General features: G+C 59.8%; 17 protein-coding genes. 13 read left to right on the top strand and 4 right to left on the bottom strand.

The features are described from left to right. Positions 1-26 precede the first annotated feature (26 nt). The 3 genes from CKW21_RS22845 (at position 27) to CKW21_RS22830 (ending at position 2797) form a co-directional block, all read left to right on the top strand. The gene (locus CKW21_RS22845) at positions 27-1040 is read left to right on the top strand and encodes a proline racemase family protein (RefSeq protein WP_095196163.1); all 1014 of its coding nucleotides are present in this window, start codon (positions 27-29) and stop codon (positions 1038-1040) included. Between the two features lie 699 nt (positions 1041-1739). Then, entirely contained in the window at positions 1740-2414 is a 675-nt protein-coding gene (locus CKW21_RS22835; protein WP_095196161.1) for an NADPH-dependent F420 reductase, read from the top strand. A 122-nt stretch (positions 2415-2536) separates the two neighbouring features. Continuing rightward, positions 2537-2797, top strand: a complete 261-nt coding sequence (locus CKW21_RS22830) for a hypothetical protein (protein ID WP_095196160.1) — start codon at positions 2537-2539, stop codon at positions 2795-2797. 42 nt (positions 2798-2839) lie between these two features. On the opposite strand, the gene CKW21_RS22825 is transcribed toward CKW21_RS22830, so the two are convergent. Both CKW21_RS22825 and CKW21_RS22820 read right to left on the bottom strand, forming a co-directional pair. Further along, positions 2840-3490 carry a DUF2459 domain-containing protein gene (locus CKW21_RS22825; RefSeq protein WP_095196159.1) on the bottom strand — a complete coding sequence of 217 codons (651 nt, stop codon included), beginning with the start codon at positions 3488-3490 and terminating at the stop codon, positions 2840-2842. 11 nt (positions 3491-3501) lie between these two features. After that, positions 3502-4425 carry a LysR substrate-binding domain-containing protein gene (locus CKW21_RS22820; RefSeq protein WP_095196158.1) on the bottom strand — a complete coding sequence of 308 codons (924 nt, stop codon included), beginning with the start codon at positions 4423-4425 and terminating at the stop codon, positions 3502-3504. Between the two features lie 514 nt (positions 4426-4939). Between CKW21_RS22820 and CKW21_RS22815 the strand changes: the two genes are divergently transcribed. Next, a complete protein-coding gene (locus CKW21_RS22815; protein WP_095196215.1) occupies positions 4940-6316 on the top strand; it encodes an MFS family transporter in 1377 nt (458 codons plus the stop codon). A gap of 61 nt (positions 6317-6377) precedes the next feature. Here the strand turns inward: CKW21_RS22815 and CKW21_RS22810 are convergent, their stop codons facing one another. Then, a complete protein-coding gene (locus CKW21_RS22810; RefSeq protein ID WP_095196157.1) occupies positions 6378-8504 on the bottom strand; it encodes a TonB-dependent siderophore receptor in 2127 nt (708 codons plus the stop codon). Between the two features lie 329 nt (positions 8505-8833). On the opposite strand from CKW21_RS22810, the gene CKW21_RS22805 reads away from it, so the two are divergent. The 9 genes from CKW21_RS22805 to CKW21_RS22765 all read left to right on the top strand — a co-directional run bounded on the left by CKW21_RS22805 (position 8834) and on the right by CKW21_RS22765 (position 17340). Then, positions 8834-9373, top strand: a complete 540-nt coding sequence (locus tag CKW21_RS22805; protein WP_095196156.1) for a thiamine pyrophosphate-binding protein — start codon at positions 8834-8836, stop codon at positions 9371-9373. After that, the gene (locus tag CKW21_RS22800; protein WP_095196155.1) at positions 9361-9957 is read left to right on the top strand and encodes a thiamine pyrophosphate-dependent enzyme; all 597 of its coding nucleotides are present in this window, start codon (positions 9361-9363) and stop codon (positions 9955-9957) included. The genes CKW21_RS22805 and CKW21_RS22800 overlap by 13 nt, the downstream gene beginning before the upstream one ends. A gap of 65 nt (positions 9958-10022) precedes the next feature. Then, complete coding sequence (locus tag CKW21_RS22795; protein WP_095196154.1) at positions 10023-11186, top strand: acyl-CoA dehydrogenase family protein; 1164 nt, start codon at positions 10023-10025, stop codon at positions 11184-11186. A gap of 73 nt (positions 11187-11259) precedes the next feature. After that, positions 11260-12462 (top strand): CaiB/BaiF CoA-transferase family protein, encoded by a 1203-nt coding sequence (locus CKW21_RS22790; RefSeq protein ID WP_170948707.1) that lies wholly within the window; start codon positions 11260-11262, stop codon positions 12460-12462. Between the two features lie 37 nt (positions 12463-12499). Further along, positions 12500-13249, top strand: a complete 750-nt coding sequence (locus tag CKW21_RS22785; protein WP_095196152.1) for an electron transfer flavoprotein subunit beta/FixA family protein — start codon at positions 12500-12502, stop codon at positions 13247-13249. Then, the gene (locus CKW21_RS22780) at positions 13250-14209 is read left to right on the top strand and encodes an electron transfer flavoprotein subunit alpha/FixB family protein (RefSeq protein WP_095196151.1); all 960 of its coding nucleotides are present in this window, start codon (positions 13250-13252) and stop codon (positions 14207-14209) included. A 25-nt stretch (positions 14210-14234) separates the two neighbouring features. Next, positions 14235-15077 (top strand): MaoC family dehydratase N-terminal domain-containing protein, encoded by an 843-nt coding sequence (locus CKW21_RS22775; RefSeq protein WP_095196150.1) that lies wholly within the window; start codon positions 14235-14237, stop codon positions 15075-15077. Then, positions 15074-15889, top strand: coding sequence for a CoA ester lyase (locus CKW21_RS22770; RefSeq protein ID WP_095196149.1), 816 nt, complete (start codon positions 15074-15076; stop codon positions 15887-15889). The genes CKW21_RS22775 and CKW21_RS22770 overlap by 4 nt, the downstream gene beginning before the upstream one ends. A gap of 59 nt (positions 15890-15948) precedes the next feature. Beyond that, positions 15949-17340, top strand: coding sequence for an aldehyde dehydrogenase family protein (locus tag CKW21_RS22765; protein WP_095196148.1), 1392 nt, complete (start codon positions 15949-15951; stop codon positions 17338-17340). A 39-nt stretch (positions 17341-17379) separates the two neighbouring features. Here CKW21_RS22765 and CKW21_RS22760 read toward each other — a convergent pair whose 3' ends face one another. Further along, positions 17380-18336 (bottom strand): LysR family transcriptional regulator, encoded by a 957-nt coding sequence (locus CKW21_RS22760; protein WP_095196147.1) that lies wholly within the window; start codon positions 18334-18336, stop codon positions 17380-17382. Positions 18337-18391 lie beyond the last annotated feature (55 nt).

The following is an 18391-nucleotide window of genomic DNA, read 5'->3' as shown; positions in this document are numbered from 1 at the left end:
ACATCCCGTAAGCCAGGAGTTCCGTCATGCGCATGCAAGACACGTTCGATGTCATCTACACCCATACCGAAGGCGAACCACTGTGCATCGTCCACAGCGGCATTCCCTACCCCGCCGGCTCCAGCATTCTGGCCAAGCGTGCCTTTCTCGAGCAGAACTATGACTGGCTGCGCAAGGCGTTGATGCAGGAACCGCGCGGGCACAAAGACATGTTCGGGGTTTTCCTCACCCCGCCTTCAAGCAGTGAGTTCGACGCCGGGCTGATCTACATGGACGGCAGCGTGTACTCGCACATGTGCGGCCATGGCACGATCGCCGTGAGCATGGCCATGGTCGCCCTCGGCCTGGTGCCGCGCGGTGAAAACGGCATCACCAAAATCCGCTTTGAAACCACCGCCGGCCTGGTCGTGGCCGAAGTGGCGTCGGAAGGTGACACCGTGCTCTGGACCCGCTTCGAAAACGTGCCGGCCTACGTTGCCGCCCAGGACATCCCGATCCATCTGCCGGGCTATGGCGACCTCAAGGCGGACCTGGTCTGGGGCGGCAACTACTTCGGCATCGTCGACCTGACCCACTGCGACTTGCGCATCAGCCCGGACAACGGCAGCGAACTGTCGCGCCTTGGCCTGCTGGCCCGTGACCAGATCAACAAACAACTGAAGATCCAGCACCCCACCGAGGCCCATATCAACGACCTCAACTTCATCACCTTCTGGCACCCGGCGACCATCGAAGGCGCGTTCTACAAAAACGTCCACGTCTTCAGCGCCGGCCAGCTCGACCGCTCCCCCGGTGGCACGGGCACCAGCGCGATGATGGCCATGTTCGAAGCCCGGGGAAAACTGGGCCTGAACCAGCCCATTCTGTCCGAAGGCCTGTTGGGCAGCGGCACCTTCGAAGGCTGCCTGCTGGGCGAAGTCGACCTCAACGGCACCCGCGCAGTGCGGCCGACCGTCAAGGGCACGGCCAGCATCCTGGGCACTTCGCGCTGGGTGATCGAGCGCAACGACCCGGTCGGAGCTGGCTTCGTCGTCAACTGACACCCTCCTCCCACGCCAGAACCGTAACACTGCCCTGTGGGAGCGAGCCTGCTCGCGAAAAACGTCCAGACAACGCGGTCAGTCAGACAGCCCGGGCCATCGTTCACGTCCATCGCGGGCAAGCCACGCTCCCACAGGTTCGCGCAGATCCCTGTGGGAGCGAGCCTGCTTGCGAAAAACGTCCAGACGACGCGGTCAGTCAGACAGCCCGCGCCATCGTTCACGTCCATCGCGGGCAAGCATCGCTCCCAAAGGTTTGGCGTAGGTCCCTGTGGGAGCGAGCCTGCTCGCGAAAAACGTCCAGACAACGCGGTCAGTCAGACAACCCGGGCCATCGTTCACGTCCATCGCGGGCAAGCCACGCTCCCACAGGTTCGCGCAGATCCCTGTGGGAGCGAGCCTGCTTGCGAAAAACGTCCAGACGACGCGGTCAGTCAGACAGCCCGCGCCATCGTTCACGTCCATCGCGAGCAAGCATCGCTCCCAAAGGTTTGGCGTAGGTCCCTGTGGGAGCGAGCCTGCTCGCGAAAAACGTCCAGACAACGCGGTCAGTCAGACAGCCCGCGCCATCGTTCACGTCCATCGCGAGCAAGCATCGCACCTACGGGGAATCGGATAAGCGTGCCCCCCAACTTTCGTTTATGCGCAGCCTCTACTACGGTGGTTAAGGGACCGCTTTCCCACACAGGAGCGCTGCGCATGTCCAGAATCCTCTTTTTGATCTTTGCCGCCATGGTGCTGTGCACCAGCCCGGCCATGGCGGACACCCTCAAGATCAGCGTGATCGGTGCCGGCAAGGTCGGCGGTACGCTGGGCACCCTTTGGGCGAAAGCCGGGCACGCGGTGATGTTTTCCTCACGCCACCCCGAGGCGCTGACAGGCCTGGTCAACGCCGCCGGTCCCAACGCGCGGGCGGGCTCCGTAAGCGATGCCGCGACATGGGGCGATGTGATCGTGTTGAGTGTTCCCTACGGCGCCATGCCGGAGCTGTCCGAACAGCTCAAAGGCAAGCTCGACGGCAAGGTACTGTTCAGCACCAGCAACCCGTTCAGCGGCCGCGACGGTGACGTCGGGCGCAAGGCGCTGGAGGCAGGCGTCGCCCTGGCAGACCGGCAGTATCTGCCCGGGGTGCACCTGGCGCGGGCGTTCAACGCCGTAGGCTATGCCGCCATGAAAGACCAGTCCGGCCAAAACAAGGCAATTCCGCTTTTCGCCGACGATACCCAGGCTCGGGAAATGGGTGCGCGGTTGGTGCGCGACGCAGGTTTCGTGCCGGTGCTGTTCCCGCTGGCGCGAGCCCATGAAGGTCTGCCGGGCGGCCCGCTCAGCGGCCTTTGGAGCGAGGCCGAACTCAAGCGCAAGCTGGATCCTTAGCGAGCATCGCCGAATTATTGAGCACTGGAAAATGACAGCTAAGCTTCCTTCTATTGTCGGGCTTATCGAGCAGATTGCATTTTGCTTCGATCGCCCTTCACATCAGTCTCGGAGGGGAGCCCATGAAACGCATCGTCACGCTCATCGCGATCTCTTTGCTGACCACTGCTTGTCAGAGCACAAATGACGGCATCACCCGGCTGGACAATTGTGTCTGCTACAAATCGCCCGAGGGGCAACATCTGCAGGCATCGCAAATAGCCTGGAAAGACCCCGATACGTTGCAGAAACAATTCTCGCATTGCGTTTGCCGAGCCCTGGTCGACCTGAAGGAGGTCGATGACCCCAGCAAATTGTTCGTGCCCGGAACCCAAATAAAATAATGCGTACGACGATCACTGCCGTCTGAGAAACTTCAACACAGGCTACCGACTGGCCATGCAGGTCGCACCACCTGCTGTCGCCCGGCGTAGCTGCGACATGACGTTCCCCGCCGTAATCACCGATGCAGGCGACATTGGGCAGCTGCTCGCGGCCAGCGCTTCTGCGACCCAGGTATTGCAGGTATGGGACAGCGAATAGCTACCCTCGGCCTGGTAGAACCGGCTCTCTTCATACAGGCCAGGCCCGAGCGCCGCCAAAGTACCCGCCGCCGAGTGGGTGAAGGTCTTGGCCAAGAAGGCCAGCAGTCGCCGGTAACCGTCCTCCGTCACCCGCACCTCGATGACCTCGCTTGCGGCGAAACGCCGTTTGGGGTCGCCGTCAATCCTGACCACATGCAGCACGGTGCCCGTCGACCTGAACAAAGCCCGCAGGGCGAGGCCCAAGGTGGCCTGTGGGGCTCGGTAAAAGTCCTCGTCCCCCCAGCCGAACTCAATGAAGTCGCCGTCGCCGAACGCTTCGGCCAGGGCGGGAAGCACTTGAAGCACATCGGCGCGCGTAATCACCAACCCGGTATGCAGGCCATGATTCACGACATAGAAAGACCGCCAATCGCCACCCTCGCCCCTCGGCGGGTCGGGTGTGGTAGCGCAGCCGAACAGCATCAGGATCAGGACCAGCACGACAATGCGCATGCACAAGGTCCTCAGAGCATATGCCCAGCCCAGATCTTGCGATCGACCAGATCGGCCGCAATCTCGATGAATGCCTCACCGACGAATTTCGCCGCAGGGCTGACCCGCCTGTCGGCGGGAAACACCTGGACCAGTTTGCGCATGGGAACCGGATCGACCAGAGGGGCTGCCGATAGCACGCCGGATTCGACTTGCGCATAGATCGATGCCAGGGGCAGCGCGGTCAAACCGAAGCCGTTGCGAACCAGATCGATCATCGCCCCGAAAGAGTCCGCTTCAACACTGGTCTTGAGCTTGATCCCGACTTCACGGGCGCAGTCGTCGAGGATCGTGCGCAGGCTGTGGCGCGTGCTGGGCAATACGAGTGGCTGCTCGGCCAAGGACTCGAAGGACACTGGCCTATCGAGCCGCAGGTCGGCACTGGCGGGACCGACCAGCAGCAGGTTTTCCATCATCACCGGCAGGATTCGCAGGGTGTGCAGGGGTTGCGGATCGTAGGAAATGGCCAGTTCCAGCTCACCGCGCTGAACCCAGTCCAGCAGATACCCGCTGAAAGCCGAAGAGAACCGGATGGCGAGATTGGGATGCGCTTCCTTGATTTTGCGCACCAATGGGACCGTGACAATTTCCGCCACCGTCGGTGTGGTGCCGATAACGACTGTCCCGCGAAAGGAAGACTTTCCCCCCACCACGGAGCTTCGAATGGACTCCATTTCTTCCATGATTCGAGTGGCGTGTGCCAGTACCTCTCGACCGGCATCGGTGATTTCCATGCCCCGACCGTGTCGGTCAAACAGATAGGTGCCGAGCTCTTTCTCCAGCAATCGGATTTGTCGACTGAGGGCCGGTTGCGCAATGTGCAGCCGGTCGGAGGCCTTGCTGAGACTGCCAAGTTCGGCAACGTGAATCAGGGTCTTGAGTTGAACGACATCCATTACCAGGCCAGTCAGAGTCGGGCTCGGCGCGATATGCGTCGAAGGGTAGGGGGAGTGTAAACGCATTCACGCATTCAAGACTCGGCTGCGGGCCACGCGTCATGCGGTTCGAGGCCTTATGAGAGCGTGGTAACCCCGCGCGGGCCGGGGTTGCGGGGCGAGCTATAAAATTTAGGTATATCAGTTAGGCTGGCCTGCGGCTTATTACCTTCGACAGTCTGCGGTAGCTTGCAATCAACGTCGTCGCCCAGGGCGAACGACTCATTACAAGAATAAGATACGAGGGCTTCCGCCATGTTCTGCAATGCGTCTCTCTACCCGGCTTGTCCGATTTTTTCAGACCTCAAAGTGTCGGCGTCTCAAGCGCACCCTCCCAGCGCCCTCACCTCGGATGACCAGGTCATCGACGGGTTCACATTCCTGCGTTAAGCACATCAACCCATCGAGCCAGCAACGTCGCAAGCACCCGGGTGTGCTCTTCGTATCGCCTCGCCTTGAATAAAGGGTGAACACCATGTCCAGATCCCTCACAGACCCAAACGACCTCATCGCCGAAGACGCTGCGGCGAAAAGTCCCAATCGTGTCAAAGCCATCATGGGTGCCTGCTCGGGCAACCTGGTGGAATGGTATGACTTCTTCATTTATGCCTATACCGCCATCTATTTCGCCGCTTCGTTTTTCCCCAAGGGCGACACCACCAGCCAACTGCTCGCCACCGCCGGCGTTTTCGCCGTGGGCTTTTTCATGCGTCCCCTCGGTGGCTGGATTTTCGGCTGGATTGCCGATACTCGCGGTCGCAAGGTCTCGATGATTATCTCGGTGTTCATGATGTGCGCCGGTTCACTGCTGATCGCGGTCATGCCGACCTACGAGACGATCGGAGTTGCTGCCCCCGTGATGCTCGTGATCGCCCGATTGATTCAAGGACTGTCTGTCGGTGCGGAGTACGGCACCGGGGCCACCTACATCAGCGAAATCGCGACACCCGGCCGCCGCTGCTTTTATGGGTCGTTCCAATACTTCACCATCATTGCCGGCCAGCTGCTGGCCTTGATGACCGTGGTCATTCTTCAGCAAACCCTGACGGGCGAGGAGTTGCGCGAATGGGGCTGGAGGATTCCTTTCTTCATCGGCGCCCTGAGTTCGATTGTTGTGGTGTATCTGCGTCGTGCCATGCATGAAACCGCCAACAAGAAAGACATGAACCGCAAAGACGCCGGCTCCTTGCGCGGCATGTTCAAGCATAAACGTGCCGTCGCCCTGGTGGTGGCGTTCACCATCGGCGGGTCGCTCTACTTCTATACCTTCACCACGTACATGCAGAAATTCCTGGTGATCTCGGCAGGGATCAGCCCGGAAACGGTGAGTTTCATCATGACCGCGGCACTGGTCGGTTTCATGTTCTGCCAGCCGCTCTTCGGCTTGCTCGCCGACCGTATCGGGATCAAGGCACACATGCTGATGTTCTCCGGGTTGGCCATGCTGCTGGTGATCCCCCTGCTTTACTCGTTGCAATCGGTCAGCAGTCCGTTCATGGCGTTCCTGCTGGTGTTTGGCGGCCTGGCCATTGCGTCGCTCTACACCCCGATTGCCGGGATCGTCAAAGCTGAACTGTTCCCGCCTGCCGTACGCGCATTGGGTGTGGGATTTCCGTATGCCGTGGGCAATGCGGCTTTCGGCGGCACTGCTGAATACGTGGCATTGTCACTACGGTCACAGGGCATCGAGGAGTATTTCTTCTTTTACGTCGCAGCGGTCGTGACTGTGACCTTCATCGCCGCGATTCTCATGCCGAACCTGTCGCGGTATGGCTATATCAGTGGCTCCGGCGAGGTGGAAGAACGCACCGGTTTGAAGGGATGTGCCAGGTCGCAGGCGGCAAGAGTCTGATGGGTTGAGTATCAATAGCTGAACGCAAAGGGCCCATGAAGATTCATGGGCCCTTTTGCTATTACAGCGTGTAGGAAAACCCGACCTGGACAGTTCTCGGCGCGCCCGGGTAGGCATAGACATTACCGAAGGCTCCCTCCTCGTAGTCACGGTCGAACACGTTCTTCACATCGAGATTGAGCCTGAGCTTGTCATTGACCTTGTAGAAGCCCAGCAGATCGACGACGGTGTAACTGCCCATGGAAAACGCTGTGTTGGCGGTCTGGCCCGCTCGCTCATCGACGTATTTCCCCCCCACGCCCAACCCCAGCCCTTTCAGATGGCCGTCCTGGAATTCATAAACGTTGAGCAGACTGAAGCTGTTTTTCGGAATGTTCATCAGCCGGGTGCCCGACTGGATGACGTTGTCCTGGGTGACCTCGGCGTCGACATAGGCATAGCCGCCAATCACCCGCCACTGCGGGGTGACGTTGCCTGCCACGTTCAGATCAAAACCACGGCTGCGGACCTCGCCAGCTGCCACGCTGAACGTGGAGTCCACGGGGTCGGTGGTCAGGACGTTGCGTTTTTCAATCTGGTAGATCGCCGCGTCAACACTCAGCTGACGGTCAAGAGCTTCCCACTTGATACCCATCTCATAGGACTTGCCCTTTTCCGGATCAAAGCCGCCACCCTGACGGCTGGCCCCGGAATTGGGTTTGAATGAGCGCGCGGTATCGGCATACACCGCCACAGTATCGGTCAGGTCATACAGCACGCCGAGACGCGGCGTCACCGCATTGTCGCTCGCCTCCCAGCTTTTGCCACCCGGCACAAAGGTTTCATAGTCATGCTCGAAGCGCTCGAAACGGGCACCGGCCAAGACCTTCAAACGCTCAGTCAACGCCACTTGATCCTGGACGAAGGCCGCATAAGTCTTGAGGTTTTCCTTGTCGTGGGTCGGCGTGCGGGTCAGCGCCGGGCGAGGCTGGCCATACACCGGGTCGAAAATATCGATCGGGTAGGCACTGACCGCGCCACTGGAGCGCTGGATGATGGACGTGTAGTCGTAATCCTCGTACTCGATACCGGTCAACAAGGTGTGATCGAAACCTCCGGTGGAGAAATGTCCGGTGAGGTTCAGTTGCGTGTCCTTGTCCGTCCACTCCAGTTTGCGATAGTTGAAGTTGCGGCCCAGGGTGCGCCCGTCGGCAGCGACGCCATTGGCTTCAACGGCATTGCCCTGCAAAGTGCCGTCCAGCCACTGGAAACCACCGCCCAGTGTCCAGTTGTCGTTCAGGAAGTGTTCGAACCGCAGTTGGGCCATGTTGTTGTCGTTGTGCAACTTGCCGACATCTTTTTCACCGAAAAATGTGTCACGCGACGCGGTGCCAATCTGATTCGGATAGCGCGTCACACCCCGATCCAGCGGGTGATTGTTGCGCATGAAATCACCTTCGAAGATCACCTTGGTGTCATCAGTGACTTGCCAGGACAGAACCGGCGTCACGCCGTAGCGTTCGGTTTCAACATGATCGCGGAAGGTATCGCCACCCTCGCCCACCACGTTCAAGCGATACGCCAGACGCCCCTCTTCGTCGAGCGGGCCGGAGGCATCCAGCGTGCCGCGCTTCATGCCCTGGTCATTGAACTGACTGCCCACCGTGACCGTGCGCTGTGCCAGCGGCTGCTTGGAGACGACATTGAACGTGCCGCCAGGATCACCCCGGCCATACAGCGTCGTCGCGGGGCCGCGCAGCACTTCCAGCCGCTCGATGGTGTTTGCGTCGGGCATGTTCGGATAACCGCGATTGATCGGAAAACCATTGCGGTAAAACTCGCCGGTGGTAAATCCACGCACCGTGAAGGTGGTCAGTCCCTGCCCGCCGAAGTTGTTGGCCCGTCCTACCCCACCGGCGTAGTCGAGCGCGTCCTGAAGGCGAGTGGCGGCAATGTCCTCGACCACATCCTTGGTCACCACGCTGATGGACTGCGGCGTTTCATGAATCGAGGTGTCGGTACGGGTGGCGCTGGCAGAACGCGTTGCCCGGTAGCCCTTCACCGGCCCTTGGGCCGTTTCATATTCCGACGTGCCGACGATGTCGGTGGCTTGCAACTCCAGACTCTGCTTTTGCGCAGTCGCTTGTTCAGCCCATGACAATGGGGAAAACGCCTGCACGACACAGATTGAAAGCAGAGTTCGACGCACGGGGGTAAAACCTTTACGAATAAGCCAAATGGGACGGCATAACTGCCATGGATTTGCGCCGCATGGTATACCGCATGTTTAGCTTTTGATACGTATTCTCATTTGATCTTGCGTTATTTTTTCCTCCCGTCCTGGTTGGACGCTGCAATCCGAGCTGCGATGCCCGTTCCCATACAACGTGGCTATCGAAGCCGAGCGTTTGCCGGCGAAACCTCAGCCAAGCCATACAAAATGGGCATATCTCAAAGACAAAAACGGTAGTCGTCGTAAGCCTCCAGCACTCCCAGAATGTGTGAAAACACAAAAGCAGCACTGCTTGGGAGATGGGCATGTCAACAGAAGCTGAACAAACCGTGGGACAGGATTGGCAGGAGGACGTGTTCCGCGTGCTCAAGGCCCACAACGTCAAACACGTGGTCTTCGTACCGGATGCCGGCCACTCGGCAGCGATTCGCATGTCGTATGCCGACCCCGACATCAAGGCCGTCGTCCTCACCACCGAAGAAGAAGGCATCGGCTACCTGGCAGGTGCCTGGTTGGGCGGTGAACGCGGCGCCCTGTTGATGCAATCCAGCGGGGTCGGTAACTGCATCAACACCCTCGCCTTGCAAGTCTGTGCCGGTTTTCCGCTGTTGATGGTGGTCACCCTGCGCGGAGACTGGGCCGAGTTCAACGCCTGGCAAAACCCGATGGGCCAGGCCACCGAAGCCTCGCTGAATCTGATGAAGGTCATGACCTGGCGCGCGGATGCCCCTGAAGACGTCGCGCCGCTGCTGCACGGTGCCGCGACGATGGCGTTCAACGGTGATTCGTCCACTGCCCTGCTGCTCGGTCAGCGCCTGATTGGAGAAAAGAAATGGGTCAAGTAAGCGCAAACCACAGCTTGTGCCGCCGTGAAGTGGTCAAGACCTTGCTGGCCGACCGCAAGGACGTGCTGGTCGTGACCGGGCTGGGCTCGGCGTCCTATGACGTCATGGCCGCCGGTGACAATGACTTGAACTACTACCTCTGGGCCGCCATGGGCAGTGCCATCACCGTTGGTTTGGGCCTGGCCAATGCTCAACCGGACAAGTCGGTAGTGGTCGTCACGGGTGACGGCGAGTTGCTGATGGGTTTTGGTGCGCTGGCCACTGTGGCACTGCAAAAACCCGCCAACCTGACCATTGCCGTGCTCGATAACGGTCACTTCGGCGAAACGGGCATGCAAGTCAGCCACGCGGGCTTCGGCATTTCCCTGGACCAGGTCGCCAAGACCTGTGGTTTCAGCTGGACCGATGAAATCCGTGACATGGACGGCGTACACAACTTGCGCGAGCGCTTCGCCACTCGCGACGGCGTGAAGCTGGCGACGATCAAGATCAAGGCCGAGAACCCGCCACGGGTGCTGCCGCCACGTGACGGCCACTACATCAAGAATCGCTTTCGCGCCGCATTGGGTTTCAACCCGATCTGATCACCCCTGGCCGGACTTCGTCACGCAGGGCCGATGCCGTGCGTGACGCGTCGAGGAGAATAATAATGACTGACCACCACTCTGAAGAACTCAATGCCATCCGCGAGGGCGTGCGCGCCCTGTGCGCCGAATTCGATGCCGCCTACTGGCGCAGGATCGACGAAGAAAAAGGCTTCCCGGAATCCTTCGTCAAAGCCCTGACCGACGCCGGCTGGCTGGCGGCGATGATACCCACCGAATACGGTGGCTCCGGCCTGGGGCTGGCTGAAGCCTCGGTGATTCTCGAAGAGGTCAACCGTTGCGGCGGAAATTCAGGCACCGTCCACGGGCAGATGTACAATATGTTCACCCTGTTGCGTAACGGTAGCGAGGCACAGAAAAGCTACTACCTGCCGAAACTGGCCAGCGGTGAGTTGCGCCTGCAATCGATGGGCGTGACCGAGCCCACCACCGGCACCGACACCACCAAGATCAAGACCACCGCCATCAAGCGCGGCGACAAATACGTGATCAACGGCCAAAAGGTGTGGATCTCGCGCGTCCAGCATTCCGACCTGATGATCCTGCTGGCGCGTACTACGCCACTGGCCGAGGTGACGAAGAAATCCGAAGGCATGTCGATTTTCCTGGTGGATCTGCGTGAAGCCATCGGCAACGGCCTGACCGTGCAACCGATCGCCAACATGGTCAATCACGAGACCAATGAGCTGTTCTTCGACAACCTGGAGATTCCGGCGGACAGCTTGATTGGCGAGGAAGGCAAAGGCTTTCGCTACATCCTCGATGGCCTGAATGCCGAGCGCACGCTGATCGCCGCCGAATGCATCGGCGATGGTCGCTGGTTCATCGAAAAGTCCGCCGCCTATGCCCGTGATCGCGTGGTGTTCGGCCGCCCCATCGGGCAGAACCAGGGCGTACAGTTTCCGATTGCCGAAGCGCACATCGAGATCGAAGCGGCCGACCTGATGCGCTGGCGTGCCTGCGAGGAATACGACAGCGGGATCAACGCCGGCGCCAGCGCCAACATGGCCAAGTACCTGGCGGCGAAAGCTTCGTGGGAAGCGGCCAATGCCTGCCTGCAAACCCACGGTGGATTTGGTTTTGCCTGTGAGTACGACGTTGAGCGCAAATTCCGCGAAACCCGGCTGTATCAGGTCGCGCCGATCTCCACCAACCTGATCCTGTCGTACGTCGCCGAACACCTGCTCGAGCTGCCGCGCTCCTTCTGAGTGATCACTGCAAAGTCCGGTGCGACGGCTTCGGTCGACGCATCGGGAAGCCATGACAAAAGAGATAACAATCATGAGCCAGCCCAAAGACATTCGTCCCCTCGACGGCATCACCGTGGTCAGTCTCGAACACGCCATCGCTGCTCCGTTCTGTACCCGTCAACTGGCCGACCTCGGTGCCCGGGTGATCAAGGTCGAACGTCCGGGCGTCGGCGATTTTGCCCGAGGCTACGATCAACGCGTCAACGGCCTGGCCTCGCATTTCGTCTGGACCAATCGTTCGAAAGAAAGCCTGACCCTCGATTTGAAACAGGAGCCCGCCACCGACGTCCTGGACAGTCTGTTGGCCACCGCCGATGTGCTGGTGCAGAACCTGGCACCGGGTGCGGCCGCACGGATGGGCCTGTCGTTCGAGGTCCTGCACCAGCGATTTCCGCAACTCATTGTGTGTGACATTTCAGGCTATGGCGTGGGTGGTCCCTATGAAAAAAAGAAAGCCTACGATCTGTTGATTCAGAGCGAAGGCGGATTTCTCTCGGTGACCGGTGGCTCGGGCGAATCAGAAATGGCCAAGGCCGGGTGCTCGATCGCCGACATAGCCGCCGGCATGTACGCTTACACCGGCATCCTGTCCGCACTGCTGTTGCGTGGACGCACCGGCGAAGGCAGCCACATCGATGTATCGATGCTCGAAAGCCTGGTCGAGTGGATGAACTATCCGATGTACTACGCCTACGAGGGCGCGCCGCCCCCCCCTCGTGCCGGCGCCGCCCACGCCACGATTTACCCTTACGGCCCCTTCCCGATCGGCGACGGCACGACCGTGATGCTTGGTCTGCAGAATGAGCGCGAATGGCAGCTGTTCTGCGAGCACGTGCTGTTGATGCCCGAACTGGCCAGGGACGAGCGCTTTTCTGCCAATTTCAAACGCGTCGAAAACCGTCATGCACTGCGGGATTTGATCGTCGAGTCCTTCGCCGCCCTGGACTTCGATGCCGTGATCGCTCGACTGGATCACGCGCAGATTGCCAACGCCCGGGTCAATGACATGCAAGGGGTTTGGGAGCATCCGCAACTCAAGGCCCGTAACCGCTGGCGGCAAGTCGAGACATCCACCGGTACCGTGCCGAGCCTCATACCGCCGGGCAACAACAGCGCTTTCGAGCCGCGAATGGACGCCGTGCCAGGCCTTGGCCAACACACCGATCAGGTACTCAGAGAACTGGGATTGTCCGCAGGGCGCATCGAAGCAATGCGTGCTGCTGGCGCTATCTGACGGCACCCATCAATGACTTCAGAGTGAAGACTCCCCAATGAAGATCCTCGTAGCTGTGAAACGCGTGGTCGACTACAACGTCAAGGTCCGCGTCAAGGCGGACAACTCCGGCGTCGACCTCGCCAACGTCAAGATGTCGATGAACCCGTTCTGCGAAATCGCCGTGGAAGAGGCGGTCCGTCTCAAGGAACAAGGCATTGCCACCGAGGTTGTGGTGGTCACTGTGGGCCCGTCCACCGCCCAAGAGCAACTGCGCACCGCGCTGGCTCTGGGTGCCGACCGCGCCATCCTCGTCGAATCCGCCGAAGATCTGACTTCCCTGGCCGTTGCCAAACTGTTGAAAGCTGTTGTCGACAAGGAACAGCCTCTGCTGGTGATCCTGGGCAAGCAAGCCATCGACAGCGACAACAACCAGACGGGTCAGATGCTTGCTGCATTGAGCGGTTACGGTCAGGGCACGTTTGCTTCGAAAGTCGAAATCAGCGGCGACAAGGTTGCCGTGACTCGCGAAATCGACGGCGGCGCACAGACGGTTTCCCTGAAACTGCCGGCCATCGTCACCACCGACCTGCGTTTGAACGAGCCGCGCTACGCGTCCCTGCCAAACATCATGAAAGCCAAGAAGAAGCCTCTCGAAGTAGTGACTGCGGACGCTTTGGGCGTTTCCACTGCCTCCACCAACACAACCCTGGAAGTCGAAGCGCCTGCTGCACGCAGCGCGGGTATCAAGGTCAAGTCGGTGGCTGAGCTGGTCGAGAAACTCAAGAACGAAGCGAAGGTGATCTGAATGCCAATCCTGGTTATTGCTGACTATTCAACCGACCGGCAGGACAACAAAGTGCTGGCCCCGGCCACGCTGAACACCGTGGCTGCCGCTGCCAAAATCGGCGGCGACATCCACGTTCTGGTTGCTGGCCAGGGCGCTGGCGCCGTGGCTGAAGCCGCTGCGAAAATCGCTGGCGTGAGCAAGGTCCTGTCCGCTGACAATGCCGCTTACGCGCATCAGCTGCCGGAAAACGTTGCGCCACTGGTTGCTGCTCTCGTTCAAGAAGCAGGGGCTGCGGGTTACAGCCACATCCTGGCTGCCGCCACGTCCAATGGCAAAAACATCCTGCCACGCGTTGCCGCGCAGCTGGACGTTGACCAGATCTCCGAGATCATCTCGGTAGAAAGCGCTGACACCTTCAAGCGTCCGATCTATGCCGGTAACGCCATCGCTACCGTTCAATCGAACGCTGCGGTCAAAGTGATCACCGTGCGTGCCACCGGTTTCGACCCGGTTGCCGCAGAAGGTGGTTCAGCTGCCGTTGAAGCCGTTGCTGCTGCTCACGACGCGGGTACTTCCAGCTTCGTCTTTGAGGCGCTGGCCAAATCTGATCGTCCGGAATTGACCGCTGCCAAGATCGTCGTTTCCGGCGGCCGTGGCATGCAGAACGGCGACAACTTCAAACACCTGTACGCCCTGGCCGACAAGCTGGGCGCTGCCGTCGGTGCTTCGCGCGCCGCGGTCGACGCAGGTTTCGTACCCAACGACATGCAGGTCGGCCAGACCGGCAAGATCGTTGCGCCACAGCTGTACATCGCCGTCGGTATCTCCGGCGCGATCCAGCACCTGGCCGGCATGAAAGACTCCAAAGTGATCGTGGCGATCAACAAGGACGAAGAGGCGCCGATCTTCCAGGTGGCCGATTACGGCCTGGTGGCGGACCTGTTTGAAGCGATTCCAGAAATGGCCGCCCTGGCCTGACCACTGACCGACGGGAGCGATGACTATGAGCAATTCCGATTTTTCAGCCTGGATTGGACGTCGCCAGGAAAGCCAGGACCGGATCAGTTTCACCCTGGTCAAACGCATCGCCGCGACGTTTGGCGAGCCGGCACCACAACCCGGAGAACCGCTGCCGCCTTTGTGGCACTGGGCTTTTTTTCAGGAACCGGTCACTGCCGAGGAGTTGGGTCCGGACGGTCACCCGGCGCTCGGGGGATTCCTGCCTCCAGCCCACAATCGCAATCGCATGTGGGCGGGCAGCCGAATCGATTTTTACCAACCGTTGAAGGTGGAAGCTGACGTGACCTGTGTCTCGACCATTCTCAACGTCGAAGAAAAGCACGGTCGTACTGGCTCCTTGCTGTTTGTCACGGTTCGCCATGAGTACTTCCAGGACGGCCAGCGCGTTCTGCAAGACGAACAGGACATCGTCTATCGAGAACCCACCCCGCCTAAATCGAACAGCACCGAAGCGCCGCCGCAAAGCCAATGGCAGGCGCGGGTCGAACCCTCCCCGACCCTGCTGTTTCGCTATTCCGCCGTCACCTTCAACGGCCATCGAATTCACTACGACTGGCCCTACGTCACCGAGGCCGAAGGCTATCCGGGACTGGTGGTGCATGGTCCATTGATCGCCACCCTCAACTTGCGAGCTTTTACCAAGGCACATCCAAAAGCACGCCTGGAGCGCTTCACCTTTCGTGGTGTCCGTCCCTTGATTTCGCCTCAACCTTTCGAGGTGGGTGGACGCTTGATCGACAGCGGCAAGGCGCAAGTCTGGGCAGGCAATCAGGACGGTATTGCACAGCTTGGCGAAGTCCGGTTCAGTGAGGGAGATACACCATGAATACAACCATCGTTCGCTCCGCGCTGTTCGTACCGGCGACTCGCCCGGAGCGTATCCCGAAAGCCATCGCCACCGGTGCGGACCGGGTGATTGTCGACCTGGAAGATGCCGTGCAGGAAAACCTCAAGGAACAGGCCAGGGATAACCTTGACCACTTTTTGAGTGAACATCCGGATGCCCGGATTCTGGTACGAGTGAACGCGCCGGACCACTGGGCACACGCTTGGGATCTGGCGCTGTGCCAACGGCACGCCGGTGTGATCGGCATCCTGCTGCCCAAAACCGAAAACGCGGCGCAAGTGCTCACTGCCGCCGATACCGGTAAACCGATCTGGCCCATCATCGAGAGTGCCAGGGGCCTGGCGCAGATCCGCGACGTTGCCCGGACAAAGGGGGTTGAGCGTTTGTCGTTCGGCAGCCTCGATCTGGGCCTGGATCTGAACCTGACCACTGGCAGCCGGGCCGCCGAAGAGATCCTGAGTCATGCCCGCTACGCGGTTCTGCTGGCAACCCGGGTAGCCGGCCTCGCGCCTGCGCTGGACGGGGTGTTTCCTTCCATACAGGACAGCGCCGGTTTGCACTGCGCCATTCAATTTGCTCGTGACATGGGTTTTGGCGGTGCGCTGTGCATTCACCCAAGCCAGGTAGCAATCATCCATCAAGCACTGAAGCCCAGTCTTGAGGAGCTGCATTGGGCGCAACGCATTATGGATGCCGCGAGTACGGGCGAAGGTGTCTTCGTCCTCGATGGGCAAATGATCGATGCGCCGGTCATTGGTCGTGCACAAACCATCCTGGCGCGCGCGACCTGAATAACTCCGGCTCTTTGGCTTCGAGCAATACATCCTTCCCTATCACGCAGGACGGTGTCATGACCAACGTATCCAGCCTCACCCATGCCATCTCGATCAATCCCGCCAACGGTGAGCAGATCGCCTTCTACCCGTTCGAGTCCGATTCGGCACTGCAAGCCGTACTGTCGCGTGCTGCGGCCGGGTTCCACGTCTGGCGCCATGTGCCCATTGCGCAACGTTCGCAACTGTTGATCGCTCTGGCCAAGACCTTGCGTGAAAACGCAGCAGTCACGGCGAACAGGATCACCCTGGAAATGGGCAAGCCGATCACCCAGGCACGCGGTGAAATCGAGAAATGCGCGCAACTCTGTGAGTGGTACGCCGAACACGGACCGGCCATGCTGACGGCCGAGCCGACCTTGGTCGAGGGTGGCAAGGCGCGCATAGAATATCGTCCACTGGGGCCGATTCTCGCGGTGATGCCGTGGAACTTCCCGATCTGGCAGGTGCTGCGCGGTGCCATTCCAGCGCTGATCGCGGGTAACACTTACGTGCTCAAACATGCACCCAATGTGATGGGGTGCGCGTATTGGCTTCTCGAAGCCTTCAAGCAAGCCGGCTTTCCCGAAGGTACGTTCGAAGTCATCAACGTCACGCCGGACGGCGTTTCCAAGGCAATCGCAGATCCACGCATCGCCGCGGTCACCCTCACCGGTAGCGTCAGGGCCGGTATGGCCATCGGCGCACAGGCGGGTGCAGCGCTGAAAAAATGCGTGCTGGAACTGGGCGGTTCCGATCCGTTCATTGTGCTTGATGATGCAGACCTCGACGCCGCTGTGAAAGCCGCGGTGATCGGCCGATATCAGAACACCGGGCAAGTCTGCGCCGCCGCCAAACGCCTGATCGTCGAGCAAGGCGTTGTAGAGCAATTCACGCGCAAATTCGTCGAAGCCACGCGCCAACTGAGCGTCGGCGATCCGCTGTCCCCCGAAACGTATATTGGGCCGATGGCGCGCTGTGATTTGCGTGATGAACTGGATCAACAAGTGCGCAACACGCTGGAAGAAGGCGCAACGCTGTTGTTGGGCGGGAAGATGGCTGAAGGTTGCGGCAATTTCTACGAGCCCACGGTCCTGGCAAACGTCACCAATCAAATGACCTCGTTCAAACAGGAGCTGTTTGGCCCGGTCGCATCGATCATCACCGCGCGCGATGCGACCCATGCGCTGGAACTGGCCAATGACAGCGAATTCGGCCTGGCTTCCACCATTTACACTGGCAACGTTGAACTCGCCCAGCAAATGGCCGGCAGGCTGGAAACTGGCGGTGTTTTCATCAATGGCTACTGCGCTACCGATCCACGCGTCACTTTCGGCGGTGTGAAAAAAAGCGGCTTCGGTCGAGAGTTATCGCATTTTGGCGTGCGCGAATTCTGCAATGCGCAGACTGTCTGGCTGGACCGTCACTGACAGAGAAGCTGACTCCTTGTAGAAACCGGCCCCTTTGCGCTATTTCATCATCAAGTCGGCCAGCTCATGTTCGCGCCGGGCAACGTCCTCTTCCACCGCACGCACTTCGCGCATGTAAGCCTCCACGGCGGGAGGCAGCGAACGCTCCTTGAGAGAGATAAAACCGTAACGGGTGTACGACGCCTGATCGTGGAGCGGCAGCGGTACGATTTCACCCGCCAGCAGCTCCCGCTCGAAGGCCGACAAAGTACCCACCGCCAGTGCATTGCTGTTTGCCACGAATTGAACAATCTGCATGGGGACGTCAATTTCAATCGCAGGCACGAAATCGCCAGTCACTGTGTCATAGGCGCCGGCGCAGCCTAACGTCGCGGGCAGCAAAACGCCGGCCAGACGGAACGGAATACGCGACGCCACCCAAGGATAATCGAGGGTTTGCGCTCGCTTCAAAGAACGTTGCGAAAGCAGCGGATGGCCGGGCCGGCAAAACAGTCGCCCCTCATGTTCACCCAATAGCTCACAATTGAATTCCTCACCACCTTGCAAGGCGCTGATTTCAGCAATCCCCAGATCCACTGCGCCGCTGGCGACCTGCTGCGCAACCTCTCGCCACCCGGCGACATGGGCCGTCACATTGAGGTGCGGATGTCGGGCGTGCAACCGGGCAATGGCCGGATAGCCGCTGATGACACTGGGGTACGGCCCCAATGCCACTTTGAGTGTGCCAATGTCGCCAACCGCCAGCAGAGCAATGTCCCGCCGAAGGTCCTCTTCGGCCATCAATAAGCGCTGGCTCTTTCTCTGCAGCACTTGACCAAACGCCGTCAGGGTCACGCCGTCGGTGCGTCGATCGAACAGCGTGACGCCGAGCTCCTGCTCCAGCAGCTGAATACTTTTACTGAGCGCTGGTTGCGAAACGCCCAACGCTTTGGCTGCATGACCAAAATGGGCATGTTCAATCAGTGCCAGAAACTGGCGTAAGCGGCGCGGGGTCATGCCATAACCTTTATGCTATCGAAATCGAATAAAACGGAATTTTTCGTAATCAAAT

Origin of the sequence: Pseudomonas sp. Irchel 3A7, from assembly GCF_900187565.1 — a bacterium.
Lineage (GTDB): Bacteria > Pseudomonadota > Gammaproteobacteria > Pseudomonadales > Pseudomonadaceae > Aquipseudomonas.
Note: the sequence above shows the minus strand (reverse complement) of the source record. Positions and strands in the feature narration are given on the sequence as shown.

Coding starts and splice junctions, on each gene's coding strand:
- CKW21_RS22845 (WP_095196163.1), top strand. CDS start 27: ATGCGCATGCAAGACACGTTCGATGTCATCTACACCCATACCGAAGGC.
- CKW21_RS22835 (WP_095196161.1), top strand. CDS start 1,740: ATGTCCAGAATCCTCTTTTTGATCTTTGCCGCCATGGTGCTGTGCACC.
- CKW21_RS22830 (WP_095196160.1), top strand. CDS start 2,537: ATGAAACGCATCGTCACGCTCATCGCGATCTCTTTGCTGACCACTGCT.
- CKW21_RS22825 (WP_095196159.1), bottom strand. CDS start 3,490: ATGCGCATTGTCGTGCTGGTCCTGATCCTGATGCTGTTCGGCTGCGCT.
- CKW21_RS22820 (WP_095196158.1), bottom strand. CDS start 4,425: ATGGATGTCGTTCAACTCAAGACCCTGATTCACGTTGCCGAACTTGGC.
- CKW21_RS22815 (WP_095196215.1), top strand. CDS start 4,940: ATGTCCAGATCCCTCACAGACCCAAACGACCTCATCGCCGAAGACGCT.
- CKW21_RS22805 (WP_095196156.1), top strand. CDS start 8,834: ATGTCAACAGAAGCTGAACAAACCGTGGGACAGGATTGGCAGGAGGAC.
- CKW21_RS22800 (WP_095196155.1), top strand. CDS start 9,361: ATGGGTCAAGTAAGCGCAAACCACAGCTTGTGCCGCCGTGAAGTGGTC.
- CKW21_RS22795 (WP_095196154.1), top strand. CDS start 10,023: ATGACTGACCACCACTCTGAAGAACTCAATGCCATCCGCGAGGGCGTG.
- CKW21_RS22790 (WP_170948707.1), top strand. CDS start 11,260: ATGAGCCAGCCCAAAGACATTCGTCCCCTCGACGGCATCACCGTGGTC.
- CKW21_RS22785 (WP_095196152.1), top strand. CDS start 12,500: ATGAAGATCCTCGTAGCTGTGAAACGCGTGGTCGACTACAACGTCAAG.
- CKW21_RS22780 (WP_095196151.1), top strand. CDS start 13,250: ATGCCAATCCTGGTTATTGCTGACTATTCAACCGACCGGCAGGACAAC.
- CKW21_RS22775 (WP_095196150.1), top strand. CDS start 14,235: ATGAGCAATTCCGATTTTTCAGCCTGGATTGGACGTCGCCAGGAAAGC.
- CKW21_RS22770 (WP_095196149.1), top strand. CDS start 15,074: ATGAATACAACCATCGTTCGCTCCGCGCTGTTCGTACCGGCGACTCGC.
- CKW21_RS22765 (WP_095196148.1), top strand. CDS start 15,949: ATGACCAACGTATCCAGCCTCACCCATGCCATCTCGATCAATCCCGCC.
- CKW21_RS22760 (WP_095196147.1), bottom strand. CDS start 18,336: ATGACCCCGCGCCGCTTACGCCAGTTTCTGGCACTGATTGAACATGCC.